The 14,949-nt window shown below is 73.1% G+C and carries 13 protein-coding genes, 3 tRNA genes and 2 pseudogenes; 5 read left to right on the forward strand and 13 right to left on the reverse strand.

Annotated elements, in window-relative coordinates:
• Positions 1-45 precede the first annotated feature (45 nt).
• From FXF50_RS10505 to leuC, 4 genes are all read right to left on the reverse strand, one after another.
• Positions 46-2,094, reverse strand: coding sequence for an endonuclease/exonuclease/phosphatase family protein (locus tag FXF50_RS10505; RefSeq protein ID WP_148427034.1), 2,049 nt, complete (start codon positions 2,092-2,094; stop codon positions 46-48).
• Between the two features lie 133 nt (positions 2,095-2,227).
• Positions 2,228-2,857, reverse strand: coding sequence for an HU family DNA-binding protein (locus tag FXF50_RS10510; RefSeq protein ID WP_187399613.1), 630 nt, complete (start codon positions 2,855-2,857; stop codon positions 2,228-2,230).
• Between the two features lie 160 nt (positions 2,858-3,017).
• A complete protein-coding gene (gene leuD / locus FXF50_RS10515; protein WP_148427035.1) occupies positions 3,018-3,605 on the reverse strand; it encodes a 3-isopropylmalate dehydratase small subunit in 588 nt (195 codons plus the stop codon).
• A 15-nt stretch (positions 3,606-3,620) separates the two neighbouring features.
• The gene (gene leuC, locus FXF50_RS10520) at positions 3,621-5,063 is read right to left on the reverse strand and encodes a 3-isopropylmalate dehydratase large subunit (RefSeq protein WP_148427036.1); all 1,443 of its coding nucleotides are present in this window, start codon (positions 5,061-5,063) and stop codon (positions 3,621-3,623) included.
• 49 nt (positions 5,064-5,112) lie between these two features.
• On the opposite strand from leuC, the gene FXF50_RS10525 reads away from it, so the two are divergent.
• Complete coding sequence (locus FXF50_RS10525) at positions 5,113-5,799, forward strand: IclR family transcriptional regulator (protein WP_013284529.1); 687 nt, start codon at positions 5,113-5,115, stop codon at positions 5,797-5,799.
• 145 nt (positions 5,800-5,944) lie between these two features.
• Here the strand turns inward: FXF50_RS10525 and FXF50_RS10530 are convergent.
• The 4 genes from FXF50_RS10530 to FXF50_RS10545 all read right to left on the reverse strand — a co-directional run bounded on the left by FXF50_RS10530 (position 5,945) and on the right by FXF50_RS10545 (position 7,364).
• Positions 5,945-6,020 (reverse strand) — tRNA-Glu (locus FXF50_RS10530).
• Between the two features lie 153 nt (positions 6,021-6,173).
• Positions 6,174-6,246 (reverse strand) — tRNA-Glu (locus FXF50_RS10535).
• 136 nt (positions 6,247-6,382) lie between these two features.
• A tRNA-Gln gene (locus FXF50_RS10540) sits at positions 6,383-6,454 on the reverse strand.
• 106 nt (positions 6,455-6,560) lie between these two features.
• On the reverse strand, positions 6,561-7,364 hold the full coding sequence (locus FXF50_RS10545; RefSeq protein WP_091312593.1) for a fumarylacetoacetate hydrolase family protein: 804 nt from the start codon (positions 7,362-7,364) through the stop codon (positions 6,561-6,563).
• A gap of 173 nt (positions 7,365-7,537) precedes the next feature.
• On the opposite strand from FXF50_RS10545, the gene FXF50_RS10550 reads away from it, so the two are divergent.
• The 3 genes and pseudogenes from FXF50_RS10550 to FXF50_RS10560 all read left to right on the forward strand — a co-directional run bounded on the left by FXF50_RS10550 (position 7,538) and on the right by FXF50_RS10560 (position 10,414).
• The gene (locus tag FXF50_RS10550) at positions 7,538-8,974 is read left to right on the forward strand and encodes a hypothetical protein (RefSeq protein WP_148427037.1); all 1,437 of its coding nucleotides are present in this window, start codon (positions 7,538-7,540) and stop codon (positions 8,972-8,974) included.
• 34 nt (positions 8,975-9,008) lie between these two features.
• Positions 9,009-9,494: pseudogene (locus tag FXF50_RS10555) on the forward strand (3-methyladenine DNA glycosylase); the annotation flags it as partial.
• Between the two features lie 26 nt (positions 9,495-9,520).
• Positions 9,521-10,414 carry a 3-methyladenine DNA glycosylase gene (locus tag FXF50_RS10560; RefSeq protein WP_148427038.1) on the forward strand — a complete coding sequence of 298 codons (894 nt, stop codon included), beginning with the start codon at positions 9,521-9,523 and terminating at the stop codon, positions 10,412-10,414.
• A gap of 206 nt (positions 10,415-10,620) precedes the next feature.
• Here FXF50_RS10560 and FXF50_RS10565 read toward each other — a convergent pair whose 3' ends face one another.
• Positions 10,621-12,015 (reverse strand): recombinase family protein, encoded by a 1,395-nt coding sequence (locus FXF50_RS10565; protein ID WP_187399614.1) that lies wholly within the window; start codon positions 12,013-12,015, stop codon positions 10,621-10,623.
• A 46-nt stretch (positions 12,016-12,061) separates the two neighbouring features.
• Here FXF50_RS10565 and FXF50_RS10570 point away from each other — a divergent pair.
• Positions 12,062-12,326 (forward strand): annotated as a pseudogene (locus tag FXF50_RS10570) (3-methyladenine DNA glycosylase); the annotation flags it as partial.
• 206 nt (positions 12,327-12,532) lie between these two features.
• Here the strand turns inward: FXF50_RS10570 and FXF50_RS10580 are convergent.
• The 4 genes from FXF50_RS10580 to FXF50_RS10595 all read right to left on the reverse strand — a co-directional run bounded on the left by FXF50_RS10580 (position 12,533) and on the right by FXF50_RS10595 (position 14,908).
• A complete protein-coding gene (locus FXF50_RS10580) occupies positions 12,533-13,108 on the reverse strand; it encodes a GNAT family N-acetyltransferase (RefSeq protein WP_255509980.1) in 576 nt (191 codons plus the stop codon).
• A 69-nt stretch (positions 13,109-13,177) separates the two neighbouring features.
• Complete coding sequence (gene arfB, locus FXF50_RS10585) at positions 13,178-13,603, reverse strand: alternative ribosome rescue aminoacyl-tRNA hydrolase ArfB (RefSeq protein ID WP_148427041.1); 426 nt, start codon at positions 13,601-13,603, stop codon at positions 13,178-13,180.
• 9 nt (positions 13,604-13,612) lie between these two features.
• Positions 13,613-13,921 (reverse strand): hypothetical protein, encoded by a 309-nt coding sequence (locus FXF50_RS10590; RefSeq protein WP_148427042.1) that lies wholly within the window; start codon positions 13,919-13,921, stop codon positions 13,613-13,615.
• Between the two features lie 126 nt (positions 13,922-14,047).
• Positions 14,048-14,908, reverse strand: coding sequence for a S1C family serine protease (locus tag FXF50_RS10595; protein WP_091312621.1), 861 nt, complete (start codon positions 14,906-14,908; stop codon positions 14,048-14,050).
• Positions 14,909-14,949: the final 41 nt, after the last annotated feature.

Here is a 14,949-nt window from a genome sequence, read left to right on the forward strand (position 1 = left end):
GCCCTCCGGGCCCGACAGCTCTGGGCCCTCCGGGCGCCCGGCGGCTCAGGGCAGGGCGAGCGTCACCGCGACCGGCAGGTGGTCGCTGGCCGTTGTGCGCGGCGCGGTCACCCCGGACGCGGTGAGACCCGGCGAGACGAGGACGTGGTCGATCTCGGTGCGCGGGTCGTCGGCCGGGCTGGTGCGCAGCGGTCGGGCCGCGGCGAGCGCGTCGGCCAGGCCGGCCCGGGTGAACTCGGCGAAGGCCGGGTCGGCCGGCTCGGTGTTCAGGTCGCCGCCGAGCACCAGCGGGCGGCCGGCCGCGTACCGGGTGGCGAAGGCGGCGACCTCGCGGGCCTGGGCCACCGGGTCCTGCCCCGGCGGCGGTTGCAGGTGGGTGGCGACCACGGCGAGGTCCCGGCCGCCGAGGTCGAGCGTGACGCCGAGTGCCTGCGCCCCGGTCGGCGCGCCGTGCGCCGCGAGGGGCCGGGTTTCGCCGGCCCGCACGGGGAAGCGGCTCAGCACCGCGTCGCCCCACACCGGATCGGCGGCGGGCGCGAAGACGTACGGCATGCGCAGCCGCCCGGCGAGCAGCGCGAGGGTGTCGTGGCCGCCGTTGAGCAGCCAGCCGCGGTCCACCTCGCTGAGCAGCACCACGTCCGGCCGGCTGCCGTCGACCGCCCGGGCCAGCGCGTCGAGGTCGAGCCGCCCGTCCAGCCCGAACGCCATCCGGATGTTGTACGCCACCACCCGTACCGCCGCCGGTGGGGTCGCGGGCGGGTGCGGGGCCGGCGCCGGCCGGTGGATCCCGCCGCCGACGGCGGTCAGCAGCATCGCGCCGAGGACCGTCCACGCCGGCACCGGCGTGCGGAACCGGCGAGCGGCGCCCGGCGGGGCGGCCACGGCCGCGGCCGCGACGGCGAGCGCCGCCAGCACCGGCACCCCACCGTTGGGGTACCCGAGGTCGTAGGCGGCGTAGTAGGCCACCGCGCCGACCGCGAAGCCCAGCATCCCGCCGGCGACGGCGAACCCGCGCCGCCCGCCACCGTCCCCGCCACCCGGACCCGGCGCGGCCGGCTCGCCGGAACCCGCACCCTCGCCCGGTCCGGTCACCCCGGCGGCGCCTGCGCCTGCGACGGAGCCGGAGTCCGCGGCGGATCCCGCGACCGTCGCGGGGATGAGAGGCCTGCCGGAGCGGCGGTGCACCAGCGCGTGCCCCCGGTCGGCGACGGTGTCGACGAGGGCGAGGCAGCCACCGAGGCCGGCGGCGGCCAGCAGGACCGCCGCCGCCAGCCAGCCGGCCCGGTCGGCGGCGAACAGCCCCGCGCCGGCCACCAGCGCCACCGGCCAGAGCAGCCGGGCCACCGGCCGGGGCGGCCGCACGAGCAGCGCCACCAGGAACAGGCCGATCGCCAACTCGGGGACCGCCGCGAGGTGGGCCGGTGGCAGTCCCAGGCCGGGCAGGTCCGCCGAGCCGTGCCAGTAGGAGGCCGCCGCGTCCCACACGGCCGGTGCGAGCGCCAGCTGGCCGGCCAGCAGCAGCACCGGCCCGACCAGCAGCCAGGCGACCCGGCTCGCCGCGCCGCTGTCCCGAAGCCCAGCCGCGGGATCCGCGGCCGACTGCGCGGCGAGGAAGGCGCCGACCAGCACGACGCTCACCGTCCACCCGAGCACGCCGCCCCGCCAGACGAGGTCCTCGGTGCCGAGCAGGGCGTGCCCGACGGCGGCCCCGGCCAGGCCGAACGCCAGCCCCGGCACCGGGCGGGCGACCGTCGCGGCGGTCGCGGCGAGCCAGACCAGGCCGGCGAGCAGGCCGGCGCAGGCCAGCCAGAGCTGGACCCGACCGCCGGGCGCGGCGGTAAGGGCGAGCCGGGTGGCGGCCAGGAGGCCGGCCGCGGCCAGGCGTGCCGGGCGCGCACCGAGCCGGCGGACCAGGACGGGCACGGCGAGGGCCAGCACGAACCAGCCGAGGGCGAAGGCGCCGAGGAGTTCGGCCGGTGTCTCGGCCGCCTGGCCGAAGATGGTGATGATCGACGGCAGCCACACCCGCAGCACATCGAGCAGGACCACGACGCCCAGGGCGAGCGCCACGGTGGGGAGGTGACGGTGGCGCACGGGCGCCCCCTCTTCTCGTGACCGACGGGGGTTTCGGCACGAGGATTCTGCGGGGCCGCGCGCGGGCCGGTCAACGCGTACCCACGAAAAGGGCGCCCACCGCGGAGGGTGGGCGCCCTTTCCGGCCGTGCGGTCAGCGCCGGGTGGCGGCCTTCTTGGCCGGAGCCTTCTTCGCCGGCGCCTTCTTGGCGGCCGTCGTCTTCTTGGCGGCCGTCGTCTTCTTGGCAGCCGTCGTCTTCTTCGCCGCGGTGGTCTTCTTGGCCGCGGTCGTCTTGGCCGCGGCCTTCTTGGCCGGCGCGGCCTTCTTGGTCGCGGCGGTCGTCTTGGTGGCCTTCGCCGCCGTGGTCTTCTTGGCGGCGCCCGCCGCCGTGGTCTTCTTCGCGGCGGTCGCCTTCGCGCCGGTCGCCTTGGCACCGGTCGCCTTCGCGCCCGTGGTCTTCGCGGCGGCCGCGGCGGTCTTCCTGGCGGCGGCGGTGGCCTTCGGCAGCTTGCCGCTGGCCACCATCTCCTTGAAGCCCGCGCCGGCGCGGAACGTCGGGACGGAGGTCTTCTTGACCTTCACCGCCTCGCCGGTCCGCGGGTTGCGCGCTGTTCGGGCGCCCCGGACGCGCTTTTCGAACGCTCCGAATCCGGTGATCGCCACCTTCTCGCCCTTGGTGACCGCCGCCTGGACCTCAGCGAGAACCGCGTCGAGAGCGGCCGTCGCCGTCTTCCGGTCCCCCAGGCGAACGGCGAGCGCCTCGATGAGCTCGGCCTTGTTCACGACTTCCTCCCGATTGTGCAACTGACTCGACGCGAGCCATTCTGCGCGCACGGTATGCCCTGTGCTGCCTGGACACAAACATTCGGTGGAAAAAAGCCCTTGTGTCGTAACGGATTCGCCCCCACCGGTCGGACCGGTGGGGGCGAAAAGCTATCTGCGGTCAGGCGACCGAGGGCAGGAACGACGGCCGGGACCCCTCGTACGCGCTGATCTCGGCCTCGTGCCGGAGGGTGAGTCCAATGTCGTCCAAGCCCTCCATCAGCCGCCAGCGGCTGTGGTCGTCCAGCGGGAACGCCCAGGTGGCGTCACCGGCGTGGACCTGGCGGGCGGCGAGGTCGACGGTGATCGGCGTGGTCGGCTCGGATTCCACGAGATCCCACAGTTCTTCCACGGCTTTCAATTCCAGCTCGACCGGAAGGAGACCTTCCTTCAGCGCGTTGCCGCGGAAGATGTCGCCGAAGCGCGGCGAGATGACGGCCCGGAAGCCCCAGTCGCGCAGCGCCCAGACGGCGTGCTCCCGGGACGATCCGGTGCCGAACTCGGGGCCGGCGATCAGAATCGACGCGCCCGAATGGACGGGATCGTTGAGGACGAATGACGGGTCCTCCCGCCACGCGTTGAACAGACCGTCGGCGAATCCGGTCCGGGTCACCCGCTTGAGGTACACGGCGGGGATGATCTGGTCGGTGTCCACGTTGGACCGGCGCAGCGGCACGGCGGTGCCGGTGTGGCTGGTGAACTTGTCCATCTCTCGGCTGCCCTTCTACAGGTCGGCGGGGGCGGCCAGCCGGCCGACCACGGCGGTGGCGGCGGCGACCGGCGGGGACACCAGGTGGGTACGCCCGCCCCGGCCCTGGCGGCCCTCGAAGTTGCGGTTGGAGGTCGAGGCGGAGCGCTCGCCCGGCTTCAGCGTGTCCGGGTTCATGCCCAGACACATGGAGCAGCCGGCGAAGCGCCATTCGGCACCGGCGTCGGTGAAGACCTTGTCCAGCCCCTCCGCCTCGGCCGCCTCGCGGACCGCGGCCGAGCCGGGCACCACCAGCATGCGTACGCCGTCGGCGACCTGGTGCCCGCGCAGCACGTCGGCGGCGGCACGCAGGTCCTCCAGGCGGCCGTTGGTGCAGGAGCCGACGAAGACCACGTCCACGGCCAGGTCACGCAGCGCGGTGCCGGGGGTGAGGTCCATGTACTCCAGGGCCCGGCGGGCGGCGACCCGCTCCGGCTCGGTGACGAACTCCTCCGGGTCCGGCACGGCCGCGCCGAGCGGCAGGCCCTGGCCGGGGTTGGTGCCCCAGGTGACGAACGGGGTGATCCGGGTCGCGTCCAGGGTCACCTCGGTGTCGAACGTCGCCCCCTCGTCGGTGGGCAGCGTTCGCCACCAGGCCACCGCCGCGTCCCAGTCGGCCCCCTGCGGCGCGTGGGGCCGCCCCTTGAGGTACGCGAAGGTGGTCTCGTCCGGCGCGATCATGCCGGCCTTGGCGCCCCACTCGATGGACATGTTGGCGATGGTCATCCGGCCCTCCATGGAGAGGTTCCGGATGGCCTCGCCGCGGTACTCCACGATGTGGCCGCGCCCGCCGCCGGTGCCCACCTGGGCGATCAGGGCGAGCACCAGGTCCTTGGCCGTGACGCCCGGGGCGAGTTCACCGACGACGTTGACGGCCATGGTCTTCGGGCGGGCCTGCGGCAGCGTCTGGGTGGCCAGCACGTGCTCGACCTCACTGGTGCCGATGCCGAAGGCGAGCGCACCGAACGCGCCGTGGGTGGCGGTGTGCGAGTCGCCGCAGACGATCGTCATGCCCGGCTGGGTGAGGCCGAGCTGCGGGCCGATGACGTGCACGATGCCCTGGTTCTCGTCGCCCAGCGGGTGCAGCCGTACGCCGAACTCGGCGCAGTTGCGGCGCAGCGTCTCGATCTGGGTGCGGGAGGTGGGGTCCGCGATCGTGAGCAGGTCGCCGCGCCGGGAGCGGAACGCCGGGTCGTCGTACCCGGTCGGGGTGTTGTGGTCCTCGGTCGCGATCGTCAGGTCGGTGCGGCGGACCCGACGGCCGGCCAGGCGCAGCCCGTCGAACGCCTGCGGGCTGGTGACCTCGTGGAGCAGGTGCAGGTCGATGAAGAGCAGGTCCGGCTCGCCCGCGGCGGAGCGGACGACGTGCGCGTCCCAGACCTTCTCGGCCAGGGTCCTCGGTTGAGTGACTCCCACCATCTGGACATCCTAAATTCTGGGAGGTAAATTTCGGCTTGTGGGACACAGTATGAGCGGTGTCGGCGTTCTCGACAAGGCGGTGGTCATCCTGGCCGCCTGCGTCGACGGCGCCAGCCTTGCCGAACTCGTTGAACGGACCAAGCTGCCCCGGGCCACCGCGCACCGGCTGGCACAGGCGCTGGAGATCCACCGGATGCTGGTCCGGGACACCCAGGGCCGCTGGCGCCCCGGCCCCCGGCTCGGCGAGCTGGCCAACGCCGCACCCGACGTGCTGCTGACCGCGGCCGAGCCGCTGCTCGCCGCGCTGCGCGACGCCACCGGTGAGAGCGCCCAGCTCTACCTGCGCCGTGCCGACGAGCGGATCTGCGTGGCCGCGGCCGAGCGGGCCAGCGGCCTGCGGGACACCGTGCCGGTCGGCTCGGTGCTGCCCATGACGGCCGGTTCCGCGGCGCAGATCCTGCTGGCCTGGGAGCCGCCCGAGGCGGTCATGCCGCTGCTGCCCCGGTCGAAGTTCACCGGCCGCACCCTCGCCGAGGTCCGCCGCCGCGGCTGGGCGCAGAGCGTCGCCGAGCGGGAGGCCGGTGTGGCGAGCGTCTCGGCCCCGATCCGCGACCGCACCGGCCGGGTCATCGCCGCCATCAGCATCTCCGGCCCGATCGAGCGCCTGGGCCGCCGCCCCGGCGAACGCCACGCCATGGCCGTGGTCCGAGCCGGCCAACGCCTCTCCGGCCTGTAACCCCGCCCTCCCCAGACTGGTCGATCATGACGTTAGCGGCGGTCTCTGAGATCAGGAACGCCGCCAACCTCATGATCAACCAGGCAAGGGGTGGGGTGGAACGGCGAACGGCCCGTCTCGCACGGGCGAGACGGGCCGTTCGGTGTGGTAGCCCCGACCGGATTCGAACCGGCGCTACCGCCTTGAGAGGGCGGCGTCCTGGGCCGCTAGACGACGGGGCCAGGCACTTTTCCTGCTTCACCGCCCTGGCGGGCGGTGCGGCAGTAGTCTAGCGGCACCACGTCCGGCCCTCCACGAGGGGGTCGCGACGCCGGACCACAGCCGGAAACACGAAACAGCCCGCCCCATGAGGTGGGACGGGCTGTCAGCGCTTGTAGCCCCGACCGGATTCGAACCGGCGCTACCGCCTTGAGAGGGCGGCGTCCTGGGCCGCTAGACGACGGGGCCAGAACTTCGTGCTTCCGCGCCCTCGCGGGCGGGAAGCTGCACTCTATCAGAGATCATCTGCCGCCCCTCTCGCGAGGGGCGGAGCGGAACTCCGCCAGAATCCAGCGTCCGGGATTCTCGCGAATCCGCGGCTGCGCTGGGGTACCAGGACTCGAACCTAGACTAACTGAACCAGAATCAGTCGGGCTGCCAATTACCCCATACCCCATTGGCCCCTTGCGGCGCCGGGAATGAACTTTACCCTCCCGGTGCCGGCAGGCCAAATCCAACCCCCCGAACCGCCACTGAGCTGCGGAAACGAGGCGTCGGACGCATCAGGCGACCGGTACCACCGGGTTGGTGAGTTCGCCGATCCCCTCGATCCGCACGGTGACCGTATCCCCGTCGGTGAGCGGGCTAACCCCCGCCGGAGTGCCGGTCAGCACCACGTCACCGGGGAGCAACGTCATGACGTGGGAGATGTACGACACCAGGGCCGGCACGTCGAAGACCATGTCCTTGGTCCGGCCGAGCTGGCGTACCTCCATCTCCTCCGGGTTGCGACCGACCTCACAGCGGACCTCCAGGTCGCTGACGTCCAGCCCGGTGGTGATCCACGGCCCGATCGGGCAGAACGAGTCGAAGCCCTTGGCCCGGGTCCACTGCCCGTCGGAGCGCTGGAGGTCCCGCGCCGTGACGTCGTTGGCGCAGGTGTAGCCGAAGATGGCCCGCTCGGCGGCGGCCCGGTCGGCCCGACGCGCGCCCGGCGCGCCGATCACCACGGCCAGTTCGGCCTCGTGCTCGACCTGCTTCGAGAAGACGGGCAGCCGGATGGCGTCCCGGGGGCCGATCACCGAGGTGGACGGCTTGAGGAAGAGCAGCGGCTCCTTGGGCACCTCGCTGCCGTGCTCGGCGGCGTGTTCGGCGTAGTTGCGGCCGACGCAGACCACCTTGCTCGGCAGGATCGGCGAGAGCAGCCGGACGTCGGAGAGCGCCCAACGGGCGCCGGAGAACTGGATCTGCCCGAACGGGTGGCCCTCGATCTCGGCGATGGTCAGGCCCTGCGGCCCGGCCTCCGGCTCGCCCTCGACGACCCCGAACGACATTCCCTTGGCATGAGCGAAACGAGCGATACGCACCCGGCCAATCTATCCCCGACGCCCGGCCCGGCCACGCCGGACGCGGCCACGGGCTCCGCCGGGCGGGTGGCGCGCCAGGGTACGCCGGCCCGCGCCGGCCGGGGCGGGATTGCCGGCTTCGTACCCGCCCGGCGGGCCCGGGCCCATAGCTTCGGGGCCGGAGGTTCGTTCGTATGCCTGCATCGAGACGACACCACAGGACCCTGGCAGTGTTCGTGAACTGCCTCGGCGTCATGGCCGCCGTGCCGGCCCTGCCGCTCACGGCACCCCGGGCGGAGGCTGCGACCCCGCCACCGGCGGCTCCGGCGGCAGCACGAGCGACGCCGGCAGCGCAAGCGGCGGCTCCGCCGGCCGTGGCGGCCCGGGCCACCCCGATTCCGACCGGGATGCCCGCGGCGCCACCGGCGATGCCCACCACCAAGCCGGCGCCGATCCAGCTGACCACCCCGCCGGTGACCGTGGCGGTGGCGGCGGCCGGCACCCCGGCGCCGGGCTACCGGATCCAGGTCCGCAACGGCGGCCCCACGCCGGTCGAGACGACCGTCCGGCAGGAGTTGCCGGCCGGGTCCCGGGCGACCGCGGTGACCGGTGGCGGCCGGGCCAACCGCCCGATCGGGTCGGCCGCCGCCAACGAGGTGACCTGGCGGCTGCGGCTGCCGGCGCGGAGCACCACCACGCTGAACACCGCGCTCAGCGGGGTCGCCCAGGGCCGGCCGGTGACCGCGCCGACCTGCGCGTACGGCACCGACGGCACCCGGCCGTACGACTGCGCCACGGCGACCTGGACGGGGCCCGCGACGGTGCCGGCCGCGAAGGTGACCGCGGCCCCGGCCTGGCGCCGCCCGCCGGTGCTGCTGGCCGCGCTGGCCGCGCTCCTGGTGGTGACCGGCGGCGTGCTGTGGTGGGTGTGGCGACGCCGGCGCTCCGGCCCGGCGCGGGCGGCCACCGGCACCCCCTCCGGCCCGACCCGGCTCGCCGCCGGCGTCCCACCGGTCGCGAGCGGGACGGGCGGCCCGGCGGACCGCGGCACCGTCTACCCCCGCCCGGCGATGCCCGCCGCCGCCCGACGGCGCCGCCGGCCGCCGATCTGGGCGGTGGTCGGGGTCGCGGCCGCGGTGCTGGCCGGCGTGGTCGGCGCGGCGGCGTGGACGGCCACCCAGCGGGTCGCCGCCATGGACACCACGAAGCAGCCGACCAGCGGCGCCTGGGTGGGCAACAGCGTCACCGGCCCGGTCGGCGTTCCGCTGCGCGAGAACGCGTTCGAGTTCACCGTCTACCGGCTGGCCTGTGGCGGGGGCACGCAGCCCGTGGCGCCGGCCGGTGGGCGGCAGTGCCTGGCCACGGTCGGAGTGCGCAACCTCACGTCCGGCGAGCAGACCTGGCACGGGCAGTTGCAGCGGGCGTACCTGCCCGGTGGCAACTGGGTGGCCACCGACGAGAGCGCCACCCGGGTGGCGAACCTCGGCCGGGACGTCTTCGCCCAGCCGGTCGCCGCCGGCTCCCGGGTGCTGCTGCCGCTCGTGTTCACCGTGCACGGCGACGACCCGCCGAAGCAGTTGGAGCTGCGCAGCGGGGTCTTCTCCGCCGGGGTGCGGGTGGACGTGCGGTGACCGGGGGCGGGGCGGCGGTCGTACCCTGGGGTCCGTGACCGCCGCCCTCGCCCCCGCCACCGCGCTCGACGCGGCCGACTGGCAGGCCCGGCGTCGCGCCCACGAGGAGCGGGTGGACGCCTGGCTGGCGCCGCACCTGGCCCGCCGCCGCTCCGGGGTGCGGCACCCCGTCGAGGACTTCCTCTTCACCTACTACTCGCACCGTCCGGCCCAACTGCGCCGCTGGCACCCCGGCGCCGGGGTGGTGCTGCGCGACGCGGACCCGGCCGGGTTCGGCCGGGACTACCGCGCCACCGCCGCCGGGGTCACCCTCGACACCGAGGGGGTACGCGCGCGGCGCGCCGAGTCGCTCGCCTGGATCCGCACGCTGCTGGCCGCGACCGCCGGCCGCCCGGCCCAGTTCGGCTGCTTCGGCATGCACGAGTGGGCGATGGTCTACCGGCAGACCCAGGACGAGGTGCGGCACAACGCCTGGCCGCTGCGGCTCAGCCCGGCGGAGACCACGGCGGTCGTCGAGGAGCTTGAAGCGGACAAGGGCCCGAATCGTTGACCAGCATCCCCGCCACAAGCTGGCTCCCCCTGTTGGAAGCCCACGAGAAGCGCGCGGACTCCCTCACCGCAGGCCACCGCGCCCGCAAGGCCACCAGGGAACGCCACGCGATCGATGACTTCTTGTACGACTACTACGGCACCCGGCCCTCCGTGCTCCGACGCTGGCACCCGGGCGTGGGCATCTCCTTGGAGCCCGGACCGAACGGCCCCGCCCCACACCGTCAATGGCGTTGGTACGCCACTGACGCGGACGGAGTCGTGAGCTTCGACGTCACCACGTTCCTCGCCGACCGGGCTGAGTCGGTGCGCTTCATCCATCGGCTGTTGTCCGCGATCGCGTCGCGATCAGCCTTCACTGGCTGCTTCGGCCTGCATGAGTGGGCGATGGTGTACCGCCAACGTGAACATCGGCATCCACTCCCCCTGCGACTTGGGCAAGAGGGAACTGACGCGGTAGTCGAGTCTCACCAGATCCGCTGCACGCACTTCGATGCGTTCCGGTTCTTCACTCCTGACGCGCTCAGCCTCAACCGGCTCCAACCAACGAGGGAGAGCCAGGTAGAGCTTGACCAGCCGGGCTGCTTGCACGCCTCGATGGACTGCCACAAGTGGGCAACCAAGCTGGGCCCTGCGGTTCCGGGGGATCTGGCGCTCGACTGCTTCGAGTTGGCGAGGGACATCCGGCTGCTCGACATGCAGGCGTCCCCGTACGACTTCTCCTCCTACGGGGAACCGGCGGTGGCCATCGAGACACCCGAGGGCAAGGCTGAGTACGTCGCTCGTCAACGCGAGTTCTCGCAGCGCGCGGGCCGACTACGCGCCCTGTTGATCGATGTGTGTGTGGCGCTGCTTGAGGGAGCGGAGCCACCGGCAAGGGTGGGGGCATGACCCCCTGAGACGCCCTCTCCGCACCGCTACGTCATAGCATGGCTGAATACCAGTAGCACTGGGATGCAGGGGCACTTCCGCGAAGCGTCCGCGCCACAGGATCGCTGCGCTCGCGTGGTGTTCATGCGTCGGCGGAGAACCTGAAGATCAGGAGTCCGAAGATGGGCCCCTTCGGGGCCCTCTCCCGGTTCGGTTCCTCCCCTGTGTCAAATGCTCGCAACCTTCGCAGGATCTTTCGCCCTGAACAACACATCGACATGCCGCTCATCGGTGCGGCGGACGCCACGCCCCTTCTGGCGGAGACAGCAGCTCACGACAACCGCGAGGATCAGGGACCGCCTGCGGTCTACATCCAGCCCATCCCAGTGACGGCGTACCTGCTCGTCCGTCATCCCGGTGACGCCCTTGACGGCGCTGTCACCTCCGAGTTGGGATAGCTGATCCTCCAACTCGTCCACCCGGCTGCGCATGGTCTGGGATGCAGTCAGAAACTGCGATCGAGTAACGAGCCCAGCGGCATAGTCGGTGGCCAGATCATCGAGTCGTGACCGCAGGCTCCCCAACTCGTCCCTCATCTGCTGAACAGGCAGGTCATCCTCGCTCTGCTCGAACGCTTCCGCGAACTGCGGCGCGGTCAGGAACCGGATCACGCGCTCACTGACCATGGTGTCAGCCTCGTCCTGACGGTGGGATACGCAGTGCTTCAACTTGCACTCATAGACGGCGTAGCTACCCTGCTCGCCCTTCCGTCCACGCCATGCCGTGCGGATGGGGCCCCCACAGTTGGCACAGGTAGCGACGCCCGTCAGCAGGCTCCGACGGGGACCGCCACCACCAGCCTTGCGGGTCGGAGAGTTGAGCACACGGACAGCGGACCGGTAGATCTCCTCAGGCACCAGGGCATCCCAGTTGCCAGGGCCGACCTCATCCCCTGCGTACGTCCGGATGGCGCAGTTCCTGGCAGACATGAGGAGCTGACGAACAGTTGCTCCCGTCCAGTTCCTCCCCCTGGTGGTGAGCATGTCCTGACGGTTCCACTCGTCGGCGATCGACAACAGGGACCGCCCCGCCAACAGATCCTGGTACGCACGCTGAACGGCCTCGGCTTCACCACCACGAGGTGTTCCATCGCGCTCGTACCCGAAGGGTCGAGCTGACCACCAGGGCCGGCCCTGGGAAGCGCGCTGCGTGGCTGCCAGACGCTGACGAGCAGCCTTCTGCTGACCCTCGAACTGAGAGAACGCCGTGACCACGTTCGCCATCAGGACGCCTGTCGGGTTGCTCAAGTCCAGCATCCCTGCGGTCACGGCGTGGACGGGCACGCCGTAGCTGATCACCCGGTCCAGCTCACGGGTGAGGCGAACGAGCCGGTCGAGATGCCAGACGATGATGGCGTCCGGCTTCGGGCTCAGGGTGAGCAGCTTCTCGAACGCCGGCCGGACCCGGCCGGTCGTGGCGCTGATGCTGTTGTCGATCAGCTCCCGCGTCACCGTCCAACCCTGACGAGCCGCCAACTCCCGGCAGGCTTCGAGCTGCCGATCAACGCCCAGCTCGTTACCCAGCTTGTCCAGGCTGAGCCGTGCGTAGATGACGACGTCCATCCCTGCGTTCCCTCCCTCGGAATTGACTGGGATGAGCATACGCAGGAATCTCTACAAGTGGACGTACAAGCTCTCCCCGCTGGTGCCCTCGGAGCTGGTGGCGGACGCGTTCGCGCTGGCCCGGGAGATTCGCACGCTGGACATGCGGGCCAGCCCGTACGACCTGGCCGACCTCGGTCACCCGCCGGTCCGGGTGGAGACCCCGGAGGGCCGGGCGGAGTACGCCGCCGCCCAGCGGGGCTTCGCCGAGCGGGCCGCCGGGCTGCGCCCGGCTGCTGGCCGCCCTCGACGCGACCGACCGGCCGGCCTGACCGCGGGCTCGCCGACACGCGCCGACGGGCCCGGTCGAGGGGTCAGGTGGCCGCGCAGGCGACCACGGGCACGAGGTTCGCGCCGGCGCCGCCGGCCAGGAAGCCGAACGTGGTCTGCGCGCCGGGGGCGAGGCTGCCGTTCCAGCTCGCGTTCCGGTTGAAGCGGTTCGACGCGCCCGGCTCAATCCCGGTCCCGCGTGCCGGACTCAGCCGGCCGGGTGGCCCCGATGCGCGGCCCACTCCTCGGCGAGGATCGACATGACGGTGGCGTCCACCCAGCCGTCGCCGTCGCGGAGGACCTGCCGCAGCGTGCCCTCGGCCACGAAGCCGACCTTCTCGTAGGCCCGGCGGGCGCGCGGGTTGAAGGCGAACACCTCCAGCCCGATCCGGTGCAGGCCGAGCTGCTCGAAGCCGTACCCGACGACGAGCCGGACCGCCTCGGTGCCGAGCCCGCGGTCCCGCCCGGCGGGGCCGATCAGGGTGCGGAAGTTGCAGCTGTCGTTGTGCCGGTCCCACTCGTTGAGCACCACCTCACCGACGCAGGCCCCGGTCGCCCGGTCCACGACGGCCAGGTCGAGCCGGTCCTGCTGGCTGTTGCGGGTGCCGTACCAGGCCCGCAGCCGGGCCGGTTCGAGCCCCTCCCCGGGCGGGCTTCCGGTGAGCCGGGCCACCTCCGGGTCGGCCAGGATCTCCTCGAAGGCCGCGAGGTCGTCGTCGACGAACGGACGCAGCAGGACCCGGTCGCCGGTGAGGGTGGGCTTGACGGAGAAGTCGCTCGGCACCCGGCGAATTCTGGGCGACGGCAGGCGGGCCCTCAAACCGTTTTCCGGCGCCTGCCATGTTCCTCGCGGTCAGTCGCCGTCCACCCGGCGGTCGCGCTTGCGCTGGGACTGCCGCTTCTTCTCGGCCAGCCGGCGCTCCTTGGCGGCGCGGGACGGGCGGGTGGGGCGGCGCGGCTTCGGCGGCGGCGCGACCGCCTCGCGCAGCAGGGCGGCCATCCGCTCGCGGGCCGCCTCGCGGTTCGCCAGCTGCGCCCGGTGCTCGCTGGCCGCCACGGTCAGCACCCCGTCGACCAGCCGGCCGGCGAGCCGGTCCAGGGCGCGGGCGCGCAGCGGCTCGGGCACGCTCGGCGACCCGGCCAGGTCGAAGCTCAGCTCCACCCGCGAGTCGGTGGTGTTGACCCCCTGGCCACCCGGGCCGGACGAGCGGGAGAAGCGTTCCCGCAGCTCGGCGTCGGGCAGCACGAGCCGGTCGGTCACCCGCAGTCCGTCGTCCACGCCCTGAGGCTAACGCCCGGCGCGGTGGCCCGGGGTGGCGGTCACGGTCGGGGTCGGGGTGGGGCCCGGGCCCGCGCGGTCGTGGTCCGAACTGGCCGCCGCGTACGCCGCCGCCCCGAACAGCAGCAGCGCGATCACGCCGATCTTCGTGATCACCGCACGGGTCGCCATCCACGCGGTGCGCCGGGCGCCCGGGATGGTGGTCCGGATGGTCTTGTAGTCCTTCCAACCCCGCTGCGCGCGGGCGTACGACGCACCGACACCGGCGCCGATGACCAGGCCCCCCAGGAGGAGGGCCGCGATGACAGCTTGCTCCACCTCCGCCAGTATCCATACTCAGCGTAATATTTCCATGGCCCGATGGTCCCAGGCCGGATATCCGACACTTCTGACCTTCCGGCCGGACGTTCGGCACGCGCGCGCAGATCAGGGCCGCGGGGCCGGTCAGCCGCCCCGGCCGATGATGGTGTCGGCGGTCTGCTGGACCTGGTCGATCGGGATGGCGAAGCCGATGCCGATCGAGCCGTTACCGTCGATGGTGGCGATGGCCGTGTTCACCCCGACCACCTCACCCCGCGCGTTGACCAGCGGCCCACCCGAGTTGCCCGGGTTGATGGAGGCGTCGGTCTGCACCGCGGTGTGCCGCCCGTTGCCGATGCGGACCTGCCGGTTCAGCGCGCTCACGATACCGGCGGTGACGGTGCCGGCCAGGCCGAGCGGCGAGCCGACCGCGAGCACCGGCTCGCCCACCCGGGTGGAGTTCGGCTTGGCCAGCGGCAGGGCCGACAGCCGGGCCGCCGCCGGGACCTTCAGCACCGCCAGGTCGCTGCCGGGCTCCCGCCCCACCACCTCGGCGGTGAACCGGCGCCCGTCGGAGGTCTCCACGGTCACCGGTCCGGAGCCGCCCTTGGCCAGGATGTGGTCGTTGGTGACGATGTGCTGCTCGTTGTCGATGGCGAAGCCGGAGCCGGAGGCCGACGCGCCGGACGCGCCGCCGACCATCACCGAGACCACCCCGGGGACGGTCTTCTCGGCGGCGGTGACCAGCTCCGCCGGCACCGGCGCGGCGGAGGCCGCCGCCGGGCCGGGGGCGTCCCGGTCGGCCGCCCAGGTGCCGGCCGCCGCCCCGGAGACGGTGGAGAGGGCCACCACCGCCGCCGCGCTCAGCAGCCGGCCGCGCCAGCTCCGCCGTGCCGCCTCCCGCTCGGACCCGGGTACGTCCCAGCGCCCGCGTCCGTCCGGGTCCAGCTCGGGCGAGACGAACCACGGGCCGCGCGGCTCGCCGAGTCCGGTCTGCACTGCCATACCTGGGCTCCTCACGTGTCGTGCGTCGTCCGGTCGTGGTG

This window comes from Micromonospora sp. AP08, from assembly GCF_008085935.1.
GTDB classification, from domain to species: domain Bacteria; phylum Actinomycetota; class Actinomycetes; order Mycobacteriales; family Micromonosporaceae; genus Micromonospora; species Micromonospora chersina.